20 protein-coding genes and 1 pseudogene are annotated in these 19,337 nt (G+C 68.1%); 15 read left to right on the top strand and 6 right to left on the bottom strand.

Annotated features, from left to right (window positions below; translation table 11 throughout):
* Positions 1-163: 163 nt before the first annotated feature.
* Positions 164-1,564 carry a dipeptidase gene (locus Q0A27_RS13740; protein ID WP_291476271.1) on the bottom strand — a complete coding sequence of 467 codons (1,401 nt, stop codon included), beginning with the start codon at positions 1,562-1,564 and terminating at the stop codon, positions 164-166.
* A 253-nt stretch (positions 1,565-1,817) separates the two neighbouring features.
* Between Q0A27_RS13740 and groL the strand changes: the two genes are divergently transcribed.
* The 3 genes from groL (at position 1,818) to ppk2 (ending at position 4,778) form a co-directional block, all read left to right on the top strand.
* Positions 1,818-3,461, top strand: coding sequence for a chaperonin GroEL (groL, locus tag Q0A27_RS13735; protein ID WP_291476269.1), 1,644 nt, complete (start codon positions 1,818-1,820; stop codon positions 3,459-3,461).
* Between the two features lie 108 nt (positions 3,462-3,569).
* Positions 3,570-3,683: a PorACj family cell wall channel-forming small protein gene (locus Q0A27_RS13730; RefSeq protein ID WP_291476268.1), complete on the top strand. Its 114-nt coding sequence runs from the start codon at positions 3,570-3,572 to the stop codon at positions 3,681-3,683.
* 177 nt (positions 3,684-3,860) lie between these two features.
* Positions 3,861-4,778 (top strand): polyphosphate kinase 2, encoded by a 918-nt coding sequence (gene ppk2 / locus Q0A27_RS13725; RefSeq protein WP_291476266.1) that lies wholly within the window; start codon positions 3,861-3,863, stop codon positions 4,776-4,778.
* On the opposite strand, the gene Q0A27_RS13720 is transcribed toward ppk2, so the two are convergent.
* Positions 4,775-5,236 (bottom strand): MarR family winged helix-turn-helix transcriptional regulator, encoded by a 462-nt coding sequence (locus Q0A27_RS13720; protein WP_291476265.1) that lies wholly within the window; start codon positions 5,234-5,236, stop codon positions 4,775-4,777. The two genes, ppk2 and Q0A27_RS13720, sit on opposite strands and share 4 nt — an antisense overlap.
* A 119-nt stretch (positions 5,237-5,355) precedes the next feature.
* A complete protein-coding gene (locus tag Q0A27_RS13715; protein ID WP_291476263.1) occupies positions 5,356-5,676 on the bottom strand; it encodes a rhodanese-like domain-containing protein in 321 nt (106 codons plus the stop codon).
* A gap of 249 nt (positions 5,677-5,925) precedes the next feature.
* On the opposite strand from Q0A27_RS13715, the gene Q0A27_RS13710 reads away from it, so the two are divergent.
* Positions 5,926-6,516, top strand: coding sequence for a YdcF family protein (locus Q0A27_RS13710; protein ID WP_291476261.1), 591 nt, complete (start codon positions 5,926-5,928; stop codon positions 6,514-6,516).
* Between the two features lie 17 nt (positions 6,517-6,533).
* Here the strand turns inward: Q0A27_RS13710 and Q0A27_RS13705 are convergent, their stop codons facing one another.
* From Q0A27_RS13705 to Q0A27_RS13695, 3 genes are all read right to left on the bottom strand, one after another.
* The gene (locus Q0A27_RS13705) at positions 6,534-7,430 is read right to left on the bottom strand and encodes a GDSL-type esterase/lipase family protein (protein ID WP_291476259.1); all 897 of its coding nucleotides are present in this window, start codon (positions 7,428-7,430) and stop codon (positions 6,534-6,536) included.
* 238 nt (positions 7,431-7,668) lie between these two features.
* A complete protein-coding gene (locus Q0A27_RS13700) occupies positions 7,669-8,142 on the bottom strand; it encodes an inorganic diphosphatase (RefSeq protein WP_291476258.1) in 474 nt (157 codons plus the stop codon).
* 11 nt (positions 8,143-8,153) lie between these two features.
* A complete protein-coding gene (locus Q0A27_RS13695) occupies positions 8,154-8,621 on the bottom strand; it encodes an SRPBCC family protein (RefSeq protein WP_291476256.1) in 468 nt (155 codons plus the stop codon).
* A 149-nt stretch (positions 8,622-8,770) separates the two neighbouring features.
* Here Q0A27_RS13695 and dacB point away from each other — a divergent pair, with 149 nt between their 5' ends.
* From dacB to Q0A27_RS13640, 11 genes and pseudogenes are all read left to right on the top strand, one after another.
* Positions 8,771-10,222 (top strand): D-alanyl-D-alanine carboxypeptidase/D-alanyl-D-alanine-endopeptidase, encoded by a 1,452-nt coding sequence (gene dacB, locus Q0A27_RS13690; RefSeq protein ID WP_291476254.1) that lies wholly within the window; start codon positions 8,771-8,773, stop codon positions 10,220-10,222.
* Between the two features lie 5 nt (positions 10,223-10,227).
* A pseudogene (gene tilS, locus Q0A27_RS15085) lies at positions 10,228-10,845 on the top strand (tRNA lysidine(34) synthetase TilS); the annotation flags it as partial.
* Between the two features lie 420 nt (positions 10,846-11,265).
* Positions 11,266-11,835 (top strand): hypoxanthine phosphoribosyltransferase, encoded by a 570-nt coding sequence (gene hpt / locus Q0A27_RS13680; protein ID WP_291476331.1) that lies wholly within the window; start codon positions 11,266-11,268, stop codon positions 11,833-11,835.
* 37 nt (positions 11,836-11,872) lie between these two features.
* Positions 11,873-14,284: an ATP-dependent zinc metalloprotease FtsH gene (ftsH, locus tag Q0A27_RS13675; protein WP_291476253.1), complete on the top strand. Its 2,412-nt coding sequence runs from the start codon at positions 11,873-11,875 to the stop codon at positions 14,282-14,284.
* On the top strand, positions 14,281-14,898 hold the full coding sequence (folE, locus tag Q0A27_RS13670) for a GTP cyclohydrolase I FolE (protein WP_291476252.1): 618 nt from the start codon (positions 14,281-14,283) through the stop codon (positions 14,896-14,898). The genes ftsH and folE overlap by 4 nt, the downstream gene beginning before the upstream one ends.
* Positions 14,898-15,794 carry a dihydropteroate synthase gene (gene folP, locus Q0A27_RS13665; protein ID WP_291476251.1) on the top strand — a complete coding sequence of 299 codons (897 nt, stop codon included), beginning with the start codon at positions 14,898-14,900 and terminating at the stop codon, positions 15,792-15,794. The genes folE and folP overlap by 1 nt, the downstream gene beginning before the upstream one ends.
* Positions 15,787-16,170 (top strand): dihydroneopterin aldolase, encoded by a 384-nt coding sequence (folB, locus tag Q0A27_RS13660; RefSeq protein ID WP_291476250.1) that lies wholly within the window; start codon positions 15,787-15,789, stop codon positions 16,168-16,170. Before folP ends, folB begins: the two co-directional genes overlap by 8 nt.
* Positions 16,167-16,712 (top strand): 2-amino-4-hydroxy-6-hydroxymethyldihydropteridine diphosphokinase, encoded by a 546-nt coding sequence (gene folK / locus Q0A27_RS13655; protein WP_291476249.1) that lies wholly within the window; start codon positions 16,167-16,169, stop codon positions 16,710-16,712. Before folB ends, folK begins: the two co-directional genes overlap by 4 nt.
* Positions 16,709-17,242, top strand: coding sequence for a DUF3180 domain-containing protein (locus Q0A27_RS13650; RefSeq protein WP_291476248.1), 534 nt, complete (start codon positions 16,709-16,711; stop codon positions 17,240-17,242). Before folK ends, Q0A27_RS13650 begins: the two co-directional genes overlap by 4 nt.
* 10 nt (positions 17,243-17,252) lie before the next feature.
* Complete coding sequence (locus Q0A27_RS13645; RefSeq protein ID WP_291476247.1) at positions 17,253-18,401, top strand: DUF6779 domain-containing protein; 1,149 nt, start codon at positions 17,253-17,255, stop codon at positions 18,399-18,401.
* A complete protein-coding gene (locus tag Q0A27_RS13640; protein ID WP_291476246.1) occupies positions 18,398-19,333 on the top strand; it encodes a DUF2520 domain-containing protein in 936 nt (311 codons plus the stop codon). Before Q0A27_RS13645 ends, Q0A27_RS13640 begins: the two co-directional genes overlap by 4 nt.
* The last annotated feature ends 4 nt before the right edge of the window (positions 19,334-19,337 follow it).

Below are 19,337 nucleotides of genomic sequence, written 5' to 3'. Positions count from 1 at the left end.
AAGTGTCGGCTGGATGTGGACCGACGCACCGTGCGAGTATCGCACCGACCCCGAGGTGGAGGGGTCAGTCCATTCCTCCACCCGGGTGGGTTACTCGCTGAAGGGAGATGTTCATGGTCGGTGATGATACTTACATCATCGATGTGGGGCAAATCACTCTGCGTTACTCCGCGGAGCGGGCGAGGAAAAGCAGCTCAGCGGTGCCGATAGCATGAATCTCATCCGGCGAGACGGACTCATCCGCAGAGTGGATACGGCAGGCGGGTTCCTCGATACCGAAGAGTCCGAGTTCGGCGTCCGGGAACTGGGCGAGTAACGCATTGCACAGCGGGATCGAGCCGCCTGACCCGATCTCGGCGGTCGTCTCGGCGCCGTAGGCGTCCGCCAGGGACGCGGTCAGCCGGGCCAGCGCCGGGCCGGTGATGTCGGCGAGGAAGGGGGACGCCAGCGTGTCACGTTCGATGGTGAGCTTCGCATGCTGCGGCACATGCGCCTCGAGGTGGGCGATGAGGGCGTCCTGCGCGACCTTGGGGTCCATTCCCGGCGGGACGCGGAGGCTGACGTGGGCGGCGGCCCGGGCCACGACGGCGTTGACGGCGTCCGCCACCGACAGGGAGTCGAGGCCGGTGACGGTGATGGACGGACGGGCGACCGTGAGGTCGTTGGGGTTCAGGCCCTGTGCCTCGCCGAGGAGGTCGACGCCGTCGAGGATGCCGGCGTCGCGGCGGAAGGTCGCGGCATCGGGGCCGCGTCCCTCCCATCGGGCGTCGGAGTCGAGTCCGTCGACGGCGACGAGTCCGTTCTCGTCGTGGAGGGTGGCGAGCAGGTGGATCAGCGATAGCAGGGCGTCCGGGGCTGCGCCACCGTACTGGCCGGAGTGCATCGGCTGGTCGAGGGTTTCCACGGTGACGGTCACCGGTGCGGTGCCACGCAGGGCGGTGCCGACCGCGGGGACGCCGAGGGTGTCGTTGCCGGAGTCGGCGATGAGGAAGACGTCGGCGGCGAACAGGTCCGGCTTCTCCGCCAGCAGGTCCTCAAGGCCGTAGCCGCCGCGCTCCTCGGAGCCTTCGACGAGGACGCGGACGCCCACCTTCGCGACATCCGGGAACTCGGCGGCAAGCTCGTTGAGAGCACGCAGCACGGCCAGGTGCATGACCACGTGGCCCTTGCAGTCGGCGGCGCCGCGGCCGTACCAGCGGCCGTCCCGTTCGGTGAGCTCCCAGGGCGACGAGGTCCAGTTCTCCACGTCGGACGCGGGCTGCACGTCGAAGTGGGAGTAGAGGAGGATCGTCGGGAATCCCTCTGCAGGCTCACGCAGGCCGATGACGGAGGTCGAACCGTCACTGGTCACGTGGGGTCCGACGGGGATGCCGACCTTGCGGAAGGAGTTGACGACCCAGGCGGCGGCGTCCGCGTTGTCCTTCTCCAGCCCGGGGGTGGAGTGGACGGAGCGGAAGGCGACGAGTTCGGTGAGTGCCTCACGGACGAAAGGCATCTGTGCGGCCATCGCCGCGCGGGCGGCCTCCGGAGTGGGGGAGGTCTGTTCAGTCGGGGAGTCAGTCATGGATATGAGGATAGCGCGTCGCCCCGGCACCCCTCCTTGCACTCGAGGGGTGAGACTGCTAAAAACGGGGTTAGCACTTACCCGTATTGAGTGCCAGACAATCTGGTTCGGGCTCGGTCTACGAGTCGCTTCACGAGCCACTTCAGGTGCAGTGAGGGTGGATGACGCGACATGCGTCCACCCGTGCCGTCGCGGGCGCTGCCTCTGAACCGTACGTGTCGCTCCTACTCTCACACGGAGGAAAACGAGCCACATGGCTAAAATGATTGCTTTTGACGAGGAGGCCCGTCGCGGCCTGGAGAAGGGTCTCAACACCCTCGCGGACGCCGTGAAGGTCACCCTCGGCCCGAAGGGACGCAACGTCGTCCTGGAGCGCAAGTGGGGCGCCCCCATGATCACCAACGACGGCGTCACCATCGCCCGGGAGATCGACCTCGAGGACCCCTACGAGAAGATCGGTGCCGAGCTGGTCAAGGAGGTCGCCAAGAAGACCGACGACGTCGCCGGCGACGGCACCACCACCGCCACCGTTCTGGCCCAGGCCCTGGTCAAGGAGGGTCTGCGCAACGTCGCGGCCGGCTCCAACCCCATGGGCATCAAGCGCGGTATCCAGGCCGGTGTCGAGAAGGTCGCCACCGAGCTGCTCAGCACCGCCAAGGAGATCGAGACCCGGGAGCAGATCGCCGCCACCGCCGGCATCTCCGCCGCGGACGAGAAGATCGGTGAGCTCATCGCCGAGGCCATGTACGCCGTGGGCGACGGTGAGCTCAACAAGGAGGGCGTCATCACCGTCGAGGAGTCCAACGCCTTCGGCGTGACCCTCGAGACCACGGAGGGTATGCGCTTCGACAAGGGCTACATCTCCGCGTACTTCGCCACCGATATCGAGCGCGGCGAGGCTGTCCTGGAGGACCCCTACATCCTCCTGGTCTCCTCCAAGATCTCCAACGTCAAGGACCTGCTGCCGCTGCTCGAGAAGATCATGCAGTCCGGCAAGCCGCTGCTGATCATCGCCGAGGACATCGAGGGTGAGGCCCTGTCCACCCTCGTCGTCAACAAGATCCGCGGCACCTTCAAGTCCGTCGCCGTCAAGGCCCCGGGTTTCGGTGACCGCCGCAAGGCCCAGCTGCAGGACATCGCCATCCTCACCGGTGGCCAGGTCATCGCCGAAGAGGTCGGCCTCTCTCTCGAGACCGCCGACCTGCCGCTGCTGGGTACCGCCCGCAAGGTCGTCGTCACCAAGGACGAGACCACCATCATCGACGGCGCCGGCTCCTCCGAGCAGCTCGCCGGTCGCGTCCGCCAGATCCGTCAGGAGATCGAGAACGCGGACTCCGACTACGACAAGGAGAAGCTCCAGGAGCGTCTCGCCAAGCTGGCCGGTGGCGTCGCCGTCCTGCAGGTCGGTGCCGCCACCGAGGTGGAGCTCAAGGAGCGCAAGCACCGCATCGAGGACGCCGTCCGTAACGCCAAGGCTGCCGCCGAGGAGGGCATCGTCGCCGGTGGTGGCGCTGCACTGCTGCAGGCCGCCCACGTCCTCGCCGACAACCTCGGCCTGGAGGGTGACGAGGCCACCGGTGTGCAGATCGTGCGCGCCGCCCTCTCCTCCCCGCTGAAGCAGATCGCCTTCAACGCCGGCCTGGAGCCGGGCGTCGTCGTCGACAAGGTCGCCAACCTGGAGAGCGGCCACGGTCTCAACGCCGCGACCGGTGAGTACGTCGACCTGCTGGCCGGCGGCATCGCCGACCCGGTGAAGGTCACCCGTTCCGCACTGCAGAACGCGGCCTCCATCGCCAGCCTCTTCCTCACCACCGAGGCTGTCGTCGCCGACAAGCCCGAGCCCGAGGCTGCTGCAGCCCCGGACATGGGTGACATGGGCGGCATGGGCGGCTTCTGATCCCCCGTAGGTGGGCAGACGGGTTGCATTTGTCGGGGACAGCATTAGTATTGTCCCCCGACGGCCCGCCCGGGTCGACTGCATACGATTCCTCTCAGGGAGAACACCATGACCGACCTTCTCGGCCTCTTCGAGAACCTGTCCACCTTCTTCGGCGGTTTCGCTGACGTCTTCTCCGGCCTGTTCGACATCTTCGACGCCGGTTCCGCGCTGTCCTCCTAGGACCTCGCCGCTTCAGTGGCCCGGTCCCCGCTACGGCGGGGCCGGGCCACTGTCGTGCCTGCCGCCGTGTGCACGTCCGTTGCCGGACACCGGGAGTTTCCGTTTCGGGGGTACACGAGGGGGAACGGGGTGTGCGGCCTGCGGGTGACGGCGGGCTGTTCGCTCTAGGATGGGGGTATGGCAGACAGCATGGGTACGGGTACAGGTGACAACCAGGAGTTCCACATCGTCGATCTGGCGGCCACCGAGGGTTACCTGGTGGACGACTCGGACGAGGACGATCCGGTACTCATCACCCCCGACGGGCACCGGGTGGACACCTGGCGGGAGAACTACCCCTACGAGGAGCGGCTCGACCGCGACGAGTACGAGTCCACCAAGCGGGCTCTGCAGATCGAACTGCTGAAGTGGCAGAACTGGACCAAGGACACGGGCCAGAAGCACGTCATCCTCTTCGAGGGGCGCGACGCCGCCGGCAAGGGCGGCACCATCAAGCGCTTCAACGAGCACCTCAACCCCCGTGGTGCCCGGACCGTCGCCCTGGAGAAACCCAGCCCGAGGGAGTCGACGTCCTGGTACTTCCAGCGCTACATCCAGCACCTGCCCTGTGCCGGGGAGATCGTCTTCTTCGACCGCTCCTGGTACAACCGCTCCGGTGTCGAGCGTGTCATGGGCTTCTGTACCAATGACCAGCACGCCGAGTTCCTCCGTGAGGTGCCCATGCTGGAGAACATGCTCATGGGCTCCGGGATCAGCCTGACGAAGTTCTGGTTCTCGGTGACGCAGAAGGAGCAGCGGACCCGCTTCGCCATCCGACAGGTCGATCCGGTGCGGCAGTGGAAGCTGTCTCCGATGGACCTGGCGTCCCTTGACCGGTGGGACGACTACACCCGGGCGAAGGAGGAACAGTTCCGCTACACGGACACGAATGAATCCCCCTGGATCACCATCAAGTCCAACGATAAGAAGCGGGCCCGGCTCAATGCCATGCGTTACGTGCTCAGCAAGTTCGACTACACCGGCAAGGACTACGACCTGGTGGGTCAGCCGGACCCGAAGATCGTGAAGCGGGGACGCGACCAGATCGGCGACTAGGCCGGCTGATCGGTCTCCTCCTCGGAGGCGATGATCGACTTCGCCAGTTTCTTCAGGTGCTTGAGCTGCTTGGAGGTGGATTCGTCGAGGGCCTTGTCCTCGGCGTCCTGCACCACGGGGGTCAGTTTCTCCTGCGCCTTACGCCCCTTCTTCGTCGCCGAGATGATCTGCCGGCGGCGGTCCTTGGGGTCCTTCACCCGCTGCGCCAGTGACCGCTGCTCCAGTGAGTCCACGAGGCGGACCATGTCAGAGCGGTCCACACCGATGACCTCACCGAGCGTGGTTTGGCTGGTGGCGTCCCCGTCGACGAGGTAGGTCAGCACCCAGTACTCGCGGAGGTTGAACCCCTCCCGGGCCAGGTCGGCCTCGACGAATTCCCGGGTGCGTCGGCGCAGTCGCTCCAGCTGGAACGAGGGGGACGCGAGGAGGTTGTGCGGCAGGTGGGGGGAATCGGCCATGCGCTCCAGAATACCGGTTCCGGGATTGGGTCGCCCAATTGTGGGGATTCCCCCGTACCTATCCCGGGTCTGACCCTGCGGCGCCCCCGGTCGCAGCAGGGGTAGAGCCCCGGGGCCGGTCAGTTCCGGGGTGCGGTCTGATCGCCGATGATCGGAAGGCCGGCATCGCGCCATCCGGAAGTTCCGTTGGCGACGTTGATCGCGTCGATGCCGTTCATCTCCAGCCACTGGCAGGCGCGGGCGGAGCGGCCGCCGGACAGGCAGATGAGGTAGATGTCCCGGTCGAAGTCGAACTCGCCGTAGCGCTCCTGAAGCTGGGAAAGCGGCAGATTCTCGGAGCCTTCGGCGTGCCACTGCGCGTACTCGTCGGGTTCGCGGATATCGATGAGCTGGGCTCCGTCGGGGACCTCGGTGGGCTGGACAGTCTCGAAATCACTCATGGTCGACCACTCTACGCCCGCGGTCGGCGGTCGTCCGAGCCTGCCCGAGACTGAACATTATATTTGTGTTTCTATTCCTTACGCTGAGGATGAGCGGTGGGGTTCGCGTCAATCTTCCGACAACGGTAGCGGAACGTTCTGGAATGAGACATTGTCGTGACAACTCCTGACCACCCCCAAACTTTTACCCCCTGCCGAATTCTCCCCCTACCTCCGGCACTGTCCTACGGTGCTCCGAAAGGCCCTCACGTGTCACTCACGCTGTCTCCCACACGCTCTGCCGCGGCTTTCGCCCTGGCCGCCGTCTCCGCTGTCACCGTCGGGCTCGCCGGCGCGCCGACCGCCGGCGCCACGGCACAGGACAAGACCCTCGTCTCCGACAACCGGACCATTGCCGACATTCCCGTGGTGAGTCCGGTCGCTGCGCAGGCGATCCTGCTGCGGGACGCCCAGGTGCCGATCGTGGTGCTCGGCGCCCGCCTCGACGAAGACTGCTCCCGCCCGCAGGTGCTCGACGACCGGTTGGAGGCCGCCACCGAGCTGGCCCGTACCCACCTGCTCAATCCGGTGATCGTCAGTGGTGGCGCTACCCAGGCGGACTGCCCCAGTGAAGCTGCGGCGATGGAGAGCGGACTCCGCGAACGGGGTGTGACCAACCAGATCCTCATCGAGGAAGAGTCGGACAGCACCGTCGCCAATGTGCAGAACACCAAGTCGATGATCTCCGACCGTGGCGGACTGGCCGTGGTCGTCACCTCCAGCCCGCACAATGTCCGTGCCCTGCAGAACTTCCGGGACGCCGGGATCGAGGCTGTCGCCTACGTCGGCGGCGAAGGCTGATTCCCGGGGCCGGCCCGCTACGGCAGCAGACCTGCCACTGCCGCAGCGACGATGACGGCGGAGACCTGCTGGGCGAGGAACCTGCTGCCGGCCAGGGAGGGATGGGCCGGCATGTTGTAGTCCGGGGTTGTGGTGTCCGTCATGCCGGAGATGAAGCGGTCGGCGTCCAGCCCGCAGCTGGAGTTCGCCTCGATGGTCATCGACCGGATGTCGATGAACTGCACGTCGGCCTGTGCGGCGGCGGCCCGCTGGTTGGCCTGGGTCGCGGCCTCATAGGAGGCGGTGGTCCGGTCGATCGCCCCGGTCGGCTGGTCGGGTACGGTGTTGCGGTCGCAGAACCGTCCCTCGGTGTTCGTGGTCGCCAACCGGCCCAGGACGGCGATCTGCGCTCCGGGGGCGACGGCCCGCACCTTCTGTACCGCGGAGACCAGGTTGGCGACGACGGTGGCATCCGACACTCCCTGCCGCTTGTCGTTCATGCCCGCGGCGAAGATCACCAGAGAGGTGTCGTTGATGTGGCCGGAGGCGATGGCGCGGTCGATCCGGCCCAGCATCTGGCCGGTCGTGTGTGCGTTGCATGCCCAGTTCTGGACCGGTCGCCCGGTGATGGCGCCGAGTTGGGCGGGCCAGGCGTCCGGCGCGGTCAGGCACCCTTCGGTGCGTGGGTAGGCGGGATAGGCCCAGGGTGCGTCGTTGACGTAACTCGCGGAATTCGAGGTGAAGGAGTCACCGAAAGCGACGATGTTGTTCCGGGTGTCTGTCGAGTAGGGGTTCTCGACGGTGGTCCCGAAGTCCAGGGATCCCAGGGATCCCAGGGATCCCAGGGAACCGGAGACCGCTCCGGCCGGAGCGGTCACCGCGGTGGAGGCCAGGAAAGCCAGGGCAAGAGGCAGCAGGATTCGGCGATGGTGCATGCGCAGGTCTCCTTCAGTGGATGATCAGTGGGGAAGGAGAGAAGGCACAACCGGCACAGCGGGCACAGCGTCTGAGGTGAGACATACTGTAGACGACCGTCGTGACGCATGGGGCGCAAGTTGCCTGAGAGAATGCCGAGAAGACCGCCGCACACACAGAAAACCCTCCCCGGATGCCACCGCCCGTGAGGGGGGCGTCCGGGGAGGGTGTCTGGACGTGAAAGGAGGGGGAGCGGTCCTACTTGTTGCGCTCGATGGCCTCGGCGAGGATCTTCTCGGCCTCGGCCTTGTCGCCCCAGCCGGAACCGTGGACTTCCTTGCCCGGCTCCAGGTCCTTGTAGTGGACGAAGAAATGCTCGATCTCGTCCTTGACGTCATGGGCGATGTCGTCGATGTCCTGGAACCTGTCGTAGCGGACGTCGTCGATGACGCACAACAGCTTGTCGTCGCCGCCGGCCTCGTCGGTCATCTTGAAGACGCCGACCGGGCGGGCCTTGACGATGACGCCCGGGAAGAGGGGCTCGGGGAGGATCACGAGGGCGTCCAGCGGGTCGCCGTCCTCACCCAGGGTGTGGTCGATGAAGCCGTAGTCGGCCGGGTACGCCATGGGGGTGAAGAGGTAACGGTCCAGGTAGACCTTGCCGGTCTCGTGGTCGACCTCGTACTTGTTGCGGGAACCCTTGGGGATCTCGATGGTGACTTCGATGCTCATGGGCAGTGAGTCTACCCTGCAGCCTCGGCCTCTCCTGCGATACCCGCCAGGGTCTGTTCAATTCCACTGTGCAGCTCGGCCTCGAAGGTGTCGTTGCCGCCGAGGAACGCGGCCACCATTCCGCGGGAGAGCGCGGAGGTGTTCCCCTCCACGATGCGGGACTCGGTGACCGTGGTGGTGCCGTCGCCGTTGTCGGCGAGGTCGTAGCGCCACCGCGAGCCGTTGAGCGGGATCCGGAACTCGAGGGTCTTCGCCGGTTCCCAGGCGGTGACCCTCGACCAGGTCGGCCAGAACAGGATGCCGCGGCGGTTGAGGTTCACGGTCGTCGTGCCAGGACGCGGCGTCCCCGGGCCGAGGACGAGCATCCTGCGGCACTGCGGACTGCGACGGCCCATGGCAGAGAGGTCGGAGACCACGTGCCAGACGCGGTCCGGGGTGGCGTTGACGGTGCGGGATGCGGTGATGAGTTCTTTCGCCATGGACATGGAGCATACGTTCTGGAAACGAACTCCGCAGGCTTTCTGCGGCCTGCCGGTGACCGGGTGACCCGTGACGGTGAGGAGCCGGCCGTGCGGACAGGGTCGTCCGATAGTCTGTGGGGGTCATATCCCGTAACCGGAAGGCACCGATGCCCGAGATGAGCAAGATCTCCTCACGCCGTTGGCTCTACGGCATCGCTGCATTCGTCGTCGCCGTCATCGTCATCGTCGCCGCGGCCCTCGTGGTCAACCGGACAGGCGACACAGGTGTCGAAGCGGCCGAGGAGATCACCGCAGCGTCCCCGGTGGTCGGTGCAGTACCAGTCGACGGTGTGGACAGTTCCGCCCCCGACACCGACACGGTGGCGTCCGTCCTCTCCGGTCCCGCCGCGGATGCGGCACTCGGACAGGTCACCGGTCATGTCACCGACGTCGCCACCGGTGAGGAGATCTGGTCGGCTGATCCGGACCGCACCCTGGTCCCGGCGTCCGCCACGAAGCTCACCACGGCAACCGCCGCGCTGCTCACCCTGCCCGTCGACGACCGCGTCGGGACCACGGTGCTCGCCGGCGACGAGCCGGGTCAGATCATCCTGCGCGGGGGCGGCGACGTCACCCTGCAACGCAGCGAGGACTCCGGGTTCTTCACCGACGCGCCCACGATCGACGATCTCGCCGAACAGGTCACCGGAGCTCTCGGCGGTCAGCAGGTCACCTCGGTCATCGTCGACAACTCGGTCCGTGAGGGCGATCTGTTCAACTCCACCTGGTCCACCGACGATATCGCCGCCGGTAATGTGGCCCCGCTCGGTGCGGTGATGCTGGACGCCGGGCGCCTTGACCCCACCGAGAACTATTCACCGCGGTCGAACACCCCTGCCGCCGACGCCGGCCGTGCCCTGGCGGACGCCCTCGGCGCCACCGGCGCGTCGGTCAGTGTCTCCGATGAGCCGGTGGGCACCGGGACTGACGACGGGGACAGCGACGGGGACAGCGACGGGTCCTTCGAAGCGCTCGGCACCGTCTACTCCGCGCCGCTGGGAACCCGGCTGCGCGACATGATGCTGCACAGTGACAACCTCCTCGCCGAGGCCGTCGGCCGCGAGGTCGCCGCCGCCCGAGGTGGGTCCGCGACCTTCTCCGGCGCCACTGATGCGATCCTCGACACCCTGGGTGAGGCCGGTATCGACGTCGATGAGGCCGTGCTCAAGGACTGCTCCGGGATGAGTGAGGACAACCGGCTCAGTGCCCGGATCCTCGACGGCGTCCTCGCCCTGGCCGCCGGTGCACCGGTCAGCGACGGCGTGGACGACGACATCGCCGACCGTGCCGCCGAACTGCGGCTGCTGCTCGACGCTCTGCCGGTCGCCGCCGCCGACGGCACCCTGTCCGACCGCTATCTCTCCGGTTCCGGCGCGGAATCCGCCGCCGGCCGGGTCCGGGCGAAGACCGGCACCCTCGACGGGGTCAATGCCCTCGCGGGCACGCTGACCACGGACTCCGGTCGCGTCCTCACCTTCGCCTTCCTGTCCAACGGTTCCGACCAGGACGCCGGCCGCGCCGCGCTCGACCGCCTCGCCGCCGCCCTGCGCAAGGTGTAGTCCCGATGTGTCCCGGTCGTCCCGGCCCGGCGACCCTCGCTGTCCGGCACAGCCTCGCCGCCTTCCTCGACCGTGCCGGGCTGCACCGCGGGGACGCCGTGGTCTGCGGAGTCTCCGGGGGAGGGGACTCCCTGGCACTGGCCGCCGCCTGCGTCCACGCCGGTCTTGCGGTCACCACCGTCACCGTCGACCACCGTCTCCAGGACGGCTCGGACCGCGTCGCCGCCCGTGCTGCACATCAGTGCCGTGGCCTCGGGGCGACGGCGACCGTGGTCACCGTCGACGTTGCCGGACCGGGGGAGGGGCCGGCCCGCGACGCCCGTTACCGTGCCCTCGGCGACGCCGCCGCCGGTCTCCCCGTGCTCGTCGCCCATACCGCCGATGACGATGCCGAAGGCCTGCTGCTCGCCCTGACCCGCGGGTCGGGCACCGGCAGTCTCGCCGGATTGCGGGAGATCTCCCGCAAGCATCCGGTGGTGGACGCCGGAGCGTCCTTCCTGGGACGCCCGCTGCTCGCCGCCACCCGTGACCAGACCCGCGGCAGCTGCGCCGAACTCGGCCTCGACCTCTGGGACGACCCCCACAACGAACACCCGGAGATCCTCCGCTCGCGGGTACGGCACGAGCTGCTCCCGGTGATGCGGGAGGTCCTGGGTCCACGGGTGGATGCCGCACTGACCCGCAGTGCCCGCCTGCTACGGGAGGACGCCGACCTGCTCGACGACCTGGCGACCGGGGCACTGGTGTCTGCCGGGGTGGCACCGGGGGACAGGCTGCCGGTGACGGTGCTGGCCGACCGGCCGGCGCCGTTGCGCCGCCGGATGCTCCGCGACTGGCTCGCCGGGTCCGCCGGCCTGCTGACCTCGGTCCACCTGACCAGGATCGACGCGCTGGTCACGGACTGGCACGGACAGGGGCCCGTCGCGGTGCCGCACCCGGAACAGGCGGGGCCTACAATCGATATCCGACGCAACACCCACCGACGTGTGGTCCGGCGGCGTGACGGCGCGCTGGAGACCACACACCTGAGGAGACTGGACACCGTGACCTCCGAGATTCCCGACCACCCTTTCGGCGACGATATCTCCGGGATCCTCATCGACGAGCCGACGCTGCAGCAGCGCGTCCGTGAACTCGCCGACGAGGTCAGTGACCGGTACCGGGACGCCCCGGAGGACCTCGTTCTCGTCTGCGTCCTCAAGGGTGCCGCCGTGTTCATGTCCGACTTCTCCCGCGCCCTGTCGGTGCCCGCCCAGCTGGAGTTCATGGTCGTCTCCTCCTACGGTTCGGGGGCGGAATCCTCCGGGACCGTGACCATCGTCAAGGACCTGGCTACGGACATCGCGGGCCGGGATGTGGTTATCGTGGAGGACATCATCGATTCGGGTAGGACACTGTCCTGGCTGGTCAAGGATCTGGAGGGTCGCGGACCGAAGAGTCTCGAGGTCGTCGCCCTGCTCCGTAAGCCTGACCGGGTCGTCGTCGACGTGGCGTGCTCCGCCCTGGGTTTCGAGGTTCCCGACGAGTTCATCGTCGGCTACGGGCTGGACTACGCCGAGCGCTACCGGACGCTGCCGTGGATCGGCGCACTGCGTCCCGAGGTGTACAGCTGATTCATCCGGCCCACCCCTGCGATACCCTAGGGAGACTATGACTAAGAAGAAGGTCCTGCGGATTGCCGCGGTCGTCGCCGCGATCCTCGTCGCCATCTACGCGTTCAGCGTTCTCACCGACTCCACCCGCGGGTACTCCGACGTCGACACCTCCGTCGCCGTGAAGCAGCTCGACGACAAGAACGTCAAGGAGGTGCAGATCAACGACCGGGAGCAGCAGCTCCAGATCACGTTGAAGGACACGATCAGCGTCGACGGGGACGACGACATCGAGAAGATCATCACGAAGTACCCGGCCCGTGCCGCGGAATCCATCTTCGACAAGGTCGAGGCGTCGGATGCCGAGTCCTACCAGACCAGGGTATCCGAGGATTCCTTCCTCGGCTCACTGCTGGTCATGCTGCTGCCGATCCTCATCATCGGTGGTCTGCTGCTCTTCTTCCTCACCCGTATGCAGGGTGGCCCCGGCGGTGCCTTCGGCATCGGCAAGTCGAAGGCCAAGGAACTCAACGTCGACAATCCGGACACGACCTTCGACGACGTCGCCGGCGCCGACGAGGCTGTCGAGGAGCTCGACGAGATCCGCGACTTCCTGCAGAACCCGGGACGTTATGAGGAGCTCGGGGCGAAGGTTCCACGCGGCGTCCTGCTCTACGGTCCGCCCGGTACCGGTAAGACGCTGCTGGCACGCGCCGTCGCCGGTGAGGCCGGTGTCCCCTTCTACACGATCTCCGGTTCGGACTTCGTCGAGATGTTCGTCGGCGTCGGTGCCTCGCGCGTGCGCGACCTGTTCAAGACCGCCAAGGAGAACAGCCCCTGCATCATCTTCGTCGATGAGATCGACGCGGTCGGTCGCCAGCGTGGCGCCGGCATGGGTGGCGGTCACGACGAGCGCGAGCAGACCCTCAACCAGCTCCTCGTCGAGATGGACGGCTTCGACGACCGTGAGGGCGTCATCCTCATGGCCGCGACGAACCGGCCCGACATCCTCGACCCTGCGCTGCTGCGCCCCGGCCGCTTCGACCGGCAGATCCCGGTCGGCAACCCGGACCTGGCCGGCCGCGAGCAGATCCTGCGTGTCCACGCGAAGAACAAGCCCCTGGCCCCCGACGTGGACCTGAAGTCCCTGGCCAAGCGGACCGTCGGTATGTCCGGTGCGGACCTGGCGAACGTCCTCAACGAGGCCGCGTTGCTCACCGCCCGCGTCGACGGCAATGTCATCACCGGCGATGCACTGGAGGAGGCGACCGACCGCGTGATCGGTGGTCCGCGCCGCACCTCGAAGATCATCTCCGAGCACGAGAAGAAGGTCACCGCCTACCACGAGGGCGGCCACACCCTCGCCGCCTGGGGCATCAAGGACATCGAACGGGTCTACAAGGTCACGATCCTGGCCCGTGGCAAGACCGGCGGTCACGCCATGGCCGTGCCCGAGGACGACAAGGGCATGTACACCCGCTCCGAGCTCTTCGCCCGACTGGTCTTCGCCATGGGCGGACGCTCCGCCGAGGAGCTGGTCTTCGGAAGCCCGACCACGGGTGCCTCCGCCGACATCGAGCAGGCGACCAAGATCGCCCGCGGCATGGTCACCGAGTACGGCATGAGCCCGCAGCTCGGCGCGGTGAAGTACGGCGAGGAACAGGGCGATCCGTTCGCCGGACGCCCCGGCCAGGGCACCCTGGACTACTCGCCGGCCGTCGCTGCGACGATCGACGACCAGGTCCGGATGCTCATCGAGAAGGCCCACGTCGTCGCCTACCGCATCCTGCGTGAGAACCGGGACTACCTCGACACCCTGGCGACCAAGCTCCTGGAAAAGGAGACGCTGCGTCGTCCGGACCTGGAGGCCATCTTCGGCGAGATGCCCTCGGTCGAGGTCAACGACATCTTCGACGGCCAGGACGTCGAGTTCCCGAAGGATTTCCGTGAACCGGTGAAGACCCCCAACGAACTCGCCAAGGAACGTGGCGAGGAGCCGCCGGTGCGTCCCGATTTCTACTCCGAGGCGCGCAAGGCCCGGATGGAGCGTCGCAGGGCGGCTCAGGAGGCCAAGCGTGCTGAGCAGCTTGAACAGACCCAGCAGCGGCAGCAGGGGGGCGACCGGGTGCCGCCGAAGTTGCCCGGTTTCCCGCCGCAGCAGCAGGGACAGCAGGTCCAGCAGCCCGGTCAACCCCGCCAGGACCACCTCTGGGGTGGTCAGGACCGGACCAACCCGCCCGGCGATCCGCTGAACAACCCCTCCGGCCAGGCCACCCCGCGTCACCCCGGTGAGCAGAACTACGGGTCCGGCCCCGAACGGGCAACCGGCCAGGGCGAGATGCGTGGTTTCCGTCTGCCGGACAATGAGCAGCCCGACCACCCGTGGGCCACCGACGACGCCCCCACCGGACGCCACCACCGGGTTGCCCCGGAGCAGAACACCGACGACACGACCGAGGACGACCGTTGAGTAACACTGAATCCACCGACCAGCCGGTCTCCCAGATCACCGGTCGCCCCTTCGACCGGGAGCGGGCGGAAGCAGCCGTGCGCGAGCTGCTGTTCGCCGTCGGTGCGGACCCCGACCGCGAGGGTCTGCAGGAGACCCCGGCACGGGTCGCCCGCGCCTACCGTGAGATCTTCGACGGTCTCTTCCGTGACCCGGCGGAGGTCCTCGACAAGACCTTCAACGAGGACCACCGCGAACTCGTCCTGGTCAAGGACATCCCGATCTACTCGACCTGTGAGCATCACCTGGTGCCCTTCTACGGTCACGCCCACATCGGCTACATCCCCGGCGAGGACGGCACCGTCACCGGACTGTCGAAGCTCGCCCGCCTCGTCGACGGCTTCGCGAAGCGTCCCCAGGTCCAGGAACGCCTCACCAGTCAGGTCGCCGACGCCGTCGCCACCCGTCTCAACGCGTCCGCCGTCATCGTCGTCCTCGAGTGCGAGCACCTGTGCATGGCGATGCGCGGTATCCGCAAACCCGGCGCGACGACCGTGACCTCGGCCGTGCGCGGTGGCTTCCGGGACGATGCCCGCACCCGTGCCGAGGCCTTTGCCCTGATCCGGGGGAACTGATGCCCCGCACGCTCGTGATGGGGATCCTCAACGTCACCGAGGACTCCTTCTCCGACGGTGGTGAGTGGAACTCCACGGAGCGTGCGCTCGCCCACGCCCGCGAGATGGTCGACGCCGGTGCGGACATCATCGACATCGGCGGGGAATCCACCCGTCCCGGAGCCACCCGCGTCGACCCGGACGTCGAGCGTGACCGGGTCGTCCCGGTCATCGCCGCCCTGCACGCCGACGGCATCACCACCAGCGTGGACACGATGCGCGCCGCCACTGCGGGCGCCGCGGTCGCCGCCGGTGTCGACATCGTCAACGATGTCTCCGGTGGGCTGGCGGACCCCGGGATGTACCGGGTCATCGCCGACGCCGACCGGACACGGCCGGTGGGGCGGCCGGTGGACTACTGTCTCATGCACTGGCGGACCGGGCGCTTCGCCTCCGCCGAAGGACGTGCCGACCACGGGGGAGATGTCGTCGCCGACGTCACCGGGCTGCTCGGTGACCTGACGGAGGCCGCCCGGGACGCGGGTATCCCCGCCGATCGGCTGATCCTGGACCCCGGTATCGGGTTCGCCAAGGACGCCGACGACAACTGGGCACTGCTGCACGACATGCCCGGCTACACCGCGACCTGGGCGGAGCAGGGGTACCGCACCCTCATCGGGGCGTCCCGCAAGCGGTTCCTCACGGCTCTGAGACCGGGTCCGGACGGGGAACCCGGCACCCCGACCTCCGCCGATGACGCCACCGCGGCGGTCTCGGCACTGGCCGCACAGGCAGGCGTGTGGGCCGTGAGGGTCCATGACGTCGCCGCGACCCGGGCGGCCGTCGATGTCGCCCATGCGGTGGCACTGGCACACGGACCGGCGCTGCCGGAAGGATGGAGGGCCCGACGTGGCTGACCGTATTGAACTCGACGGACTGGAAGCCTACGGCTACCACGGTGTCTACGACTTCGAGAAGGACAAGGGCCAGAAGTTCATCACCGATCTCGTGGTGTGGACCGACTTCTCGGCCGCCACCGCGTCCGACGAGATCGCCCAGACGATCTCCTACGTCGACCTCGCCGATATCGCCGTGGGGGTCATCGAGGGGCCGTCACTCGACCTCATCGAGACCCTGGCGGCCACTGTCGCCGACCGGATCAACGACCTGACCGGGGTGATCGCGGTCGAGGTGACCGTCCACAAGCCGGACGCCCCGATCCACCACCCCTTCACCGATGTTCGTGTCGTCGCCCGACGGTCCCAGAAGTCCGCTCCGAGGACGGGGAAGTGAGGGCCGTCCTCGCCTTCGGTGCGAACCTGCCCGGTGACCTCGGGGACCCGGCGGCACAGATCGCCCACGCGGCGGCGTCACTGGCGTCCACCGCGGGGATCCGCGTCCTCGCGTCGTCCCGGATGTTCGCCACCCCGCCGTGGGGTGTGGCCGACCAGGCCGAGTTCCGCAACTGTGTCCTCATCGCAGATGTGGAGGACGCCCTGTTCACCCCACTGGATCTGCTGCACCGCTGCCAGGCGGAGGAGCAGGCCGCCCACCGGGTCCGTGCCCGGCACTGGGGACCGCGCACACTGGACGTCGACCTGGTCGCGCTGTACTCGGACACGGGGGAGGAGATCCGCAGCGACGGCCGGTGGGGTGAGGAGCTCGTCGTGCCCCATGCGTGGGCCCATGCGCGCGCCTTCGTCCTGGTCCCCTGGCAGGACGCTGACCCTTCGTCCACGCTCGGTGGAACACCCCTGGCGGACCTCATCGCCGCCTGTCCTGAGGAGGATGTGTCCGGAGTGCGTGCGCTGCCCGACGTAGCATGGGCTCCATGAAGCAGAAGAACGGACAACCGGGTCAGTCGGGCGGACCCGGCATGTCGCTGACCCCGGTCAGTGCCCTGCTCGTCGCGGCCGGTGCCTCGGCACTGGTCGTCGGGGTGGCCGCGGTCTACTTCTACGGGGACTTTCCGCCGGCCCGGGTCCGGAATTCCGTGGCGATGTGGATCATCGCCGGTGTCGCGGCGGTGACCGCGGTGGCGGTGCGGCGGCGGATCGCCGACGGTGAGGTGGGTCAGGACCGCAGCCAGATGGCTCCTGTCTTCATTGCCCGGGCGGCGGTGCTGGGCAAGGCCTGCTCGTGGTTGGGGGCGTTCGTCGGTGGCGGTTACCTGGGGCTGACGGTCTACGTCGTCGTCGAGTACTCCTCGTTGCTGGCGGCCCAGGAAGACACTCCCGGGGCGGTGACCTGTGTGGCCGCCGGGGCTGCTGTGGCGGTCGCCGGCGTGGTCCTGGAGCGCTGTTGTCTGGTTCCGCCGGGCGACGCGGATCCGGATGGACGCCGGTCAGGGGCACAGGCAATGTAGTGTGGGCGACATGAGTTCCGCGTATCCGTCTCCTGATCCGCACCGACTCCCGGATCCGTCGAGCGCACGGCCCACCCGGGCACCGGGTGGTGTCTCGAAACTGCTGATGTACTTCCTCTTCGTCCTGGCACTGTTCGCGACGGTGATCATGTTCTTCGTCGACAGTGACGTGTGGATGAACATCGCGGTCATCGCAGCGCTGTGGGCGGCGTTCATCGGTGCCGTCCTCGTGTCCCGGTACTCGGGTGCGCTGGGGGAGGAATCCTCCCGCAACCGGGAGCGGGACGCCCGACGTGTCGCCGAGTTGGACGCCGAGCGTGCCGAGCACCGGCGTCGTGAGGCGGAACTGGAGAAGTCCTACGCGGACCGTGGTGACACGGGACGCGACGAGACACTCGAGTCCATCCGCCTCGAGCTCGCCGCACTGCGGGAGCAGCTCTCGGACCTGTCCGGACTGGATCTCACCGAGGACCAGGTGGCCGTCCGCGCCCGTGCCGAACGGATCATCGAGCTGGAGCGTCATTCCACGCCGCCGACGGCCGCGAACACCGCGAAGGCCGGGGGCACCGACACATCGTCCGATGCGTCGGGTCGGTCCCCGTTCGCGTCACGCTCCCCGTTCCAGCGTGAGCAGGAGGAGTCGGAGGCGGCCCCGGAGACCGGTCGTACGCACCAGGCGCCGGAGTCCCACCAGGGTGGACGCCGTGGCGGCTTCGCCACCGGTACCTTCTCCGCGGTGAACTGGTCCGGTACCGATTCCGAGGAGACCAGCATGCTCCCGCTGGTCGTGGACACCCGGGACAGCCGGTACAGCGACGCTGGAGAGTCTGCTCCGGAGCCCGTGACGGAGAAGCCCGCTGAGCGGACCTGGGCCCCACGGCAGCCGGAGAAGGCGGCCCCCGAAGCGACGGCTGCAGAGGCTGCAGAGGCTGCAGAAGCGGAGCCGGAGGAGTCCGCCCCGTCCTTCACCGCTCCCACTGCCGGCCATCACGAGGCTCCCGAGGAGGAGATCGGCCACCACCGTCGCCGTCGGGCCGAGTCTCCGGCCGTTACGGAGGATTCCCATGGACGCCGTCGCGCCGATGAACGTCCGGAAGACGGAAACAGCTCCGTCACTGTCGCGCAGCTCATGGCGCAGCTGAAGAAGAACGCCAAGTGACCGGAGGCGACGTCAGCGCACCCCACCCCGACCGACAGGAACCGCGCCTGTCGGTCGGGGTCATTTCTGCCGGTTCCGTGGGGACTGCGGTGGCCTCGGTTCTCCAGCGGGCCGGGCACCACATCCACGGTGTCGTCGCCCGCTCCGACGTCTCCGCTGCCCGGGCCGCCGAGCGGTTGCCCGGTGTGCCGGTGACCGACATCGCGGATGCGGCGCAGGCGGCACTGGTCGTCCTCGCCGTGCCGGATCCGCAGTTGCCCGCAGTCGTGGAGCAGGTCGCCGAGGTGACCCGTCCCGGCCAGATCGTGGTCCACACCGCCGGGGCCCTGGGCTGCAGCGTCCTGCAACCGGTGACGGACACCGGGGCGCTGCCCCTGGCACTGCACCCGGCGATGACTTTCACCGGGCGTCCGGAGGACACCGGCAATCTCGCGGGCTGCGCCTGGGGCGTCACCGCGGACTCGGACACCGGGGCCGCGGTCGCGGAACTGCTCGTCGGTGCCTGCGGTGGTATCGCCGTACCGGTCGCCGAGGAACACCGGACGCTCTACCACGCTGCGATGGCGCACGGCTCGAACCACCTGGTCACCCTGGTCAGCGAGGCATTGCGCGTCCTCGACCACGCGCTGGCGGATCCGGGGGAGGGACAGTCGGGTGTCCCGGTGGCGGAGGATCCGGACTCGGCGGTGCTGCTGCGCAGGATCCTGCCCGCGACACTCGCCGGAGTGCTCGACCGTCGGACGGCCGCACTGACCGGCCCGACCGCCCGTGACGACGCCGCCACCGTGCTGCGTCACCTCGACGCGCTCGGTGCGGTGGACGACGAGGGGCAGACGCTCGCGGCGTCCTACCGGGCGGCGGCACTGCGCACCGCGCGGTCCGTAGGGTCCCTCAATGTGGAGCGGGCACTGGACGGGGACTACTCTTATTGATCCG

Source organism: Corynebacterium sp. (assembly GCF_022712275.1).
Lineage (GTDB): Bacteria > Actinomycetota > Actinomycetes > Mycobacteriales > Mycobacteriaceae > Corynebacterium.
This window is presented reverse-complemented; position numbering and strand designations above follow the sequence as displayed.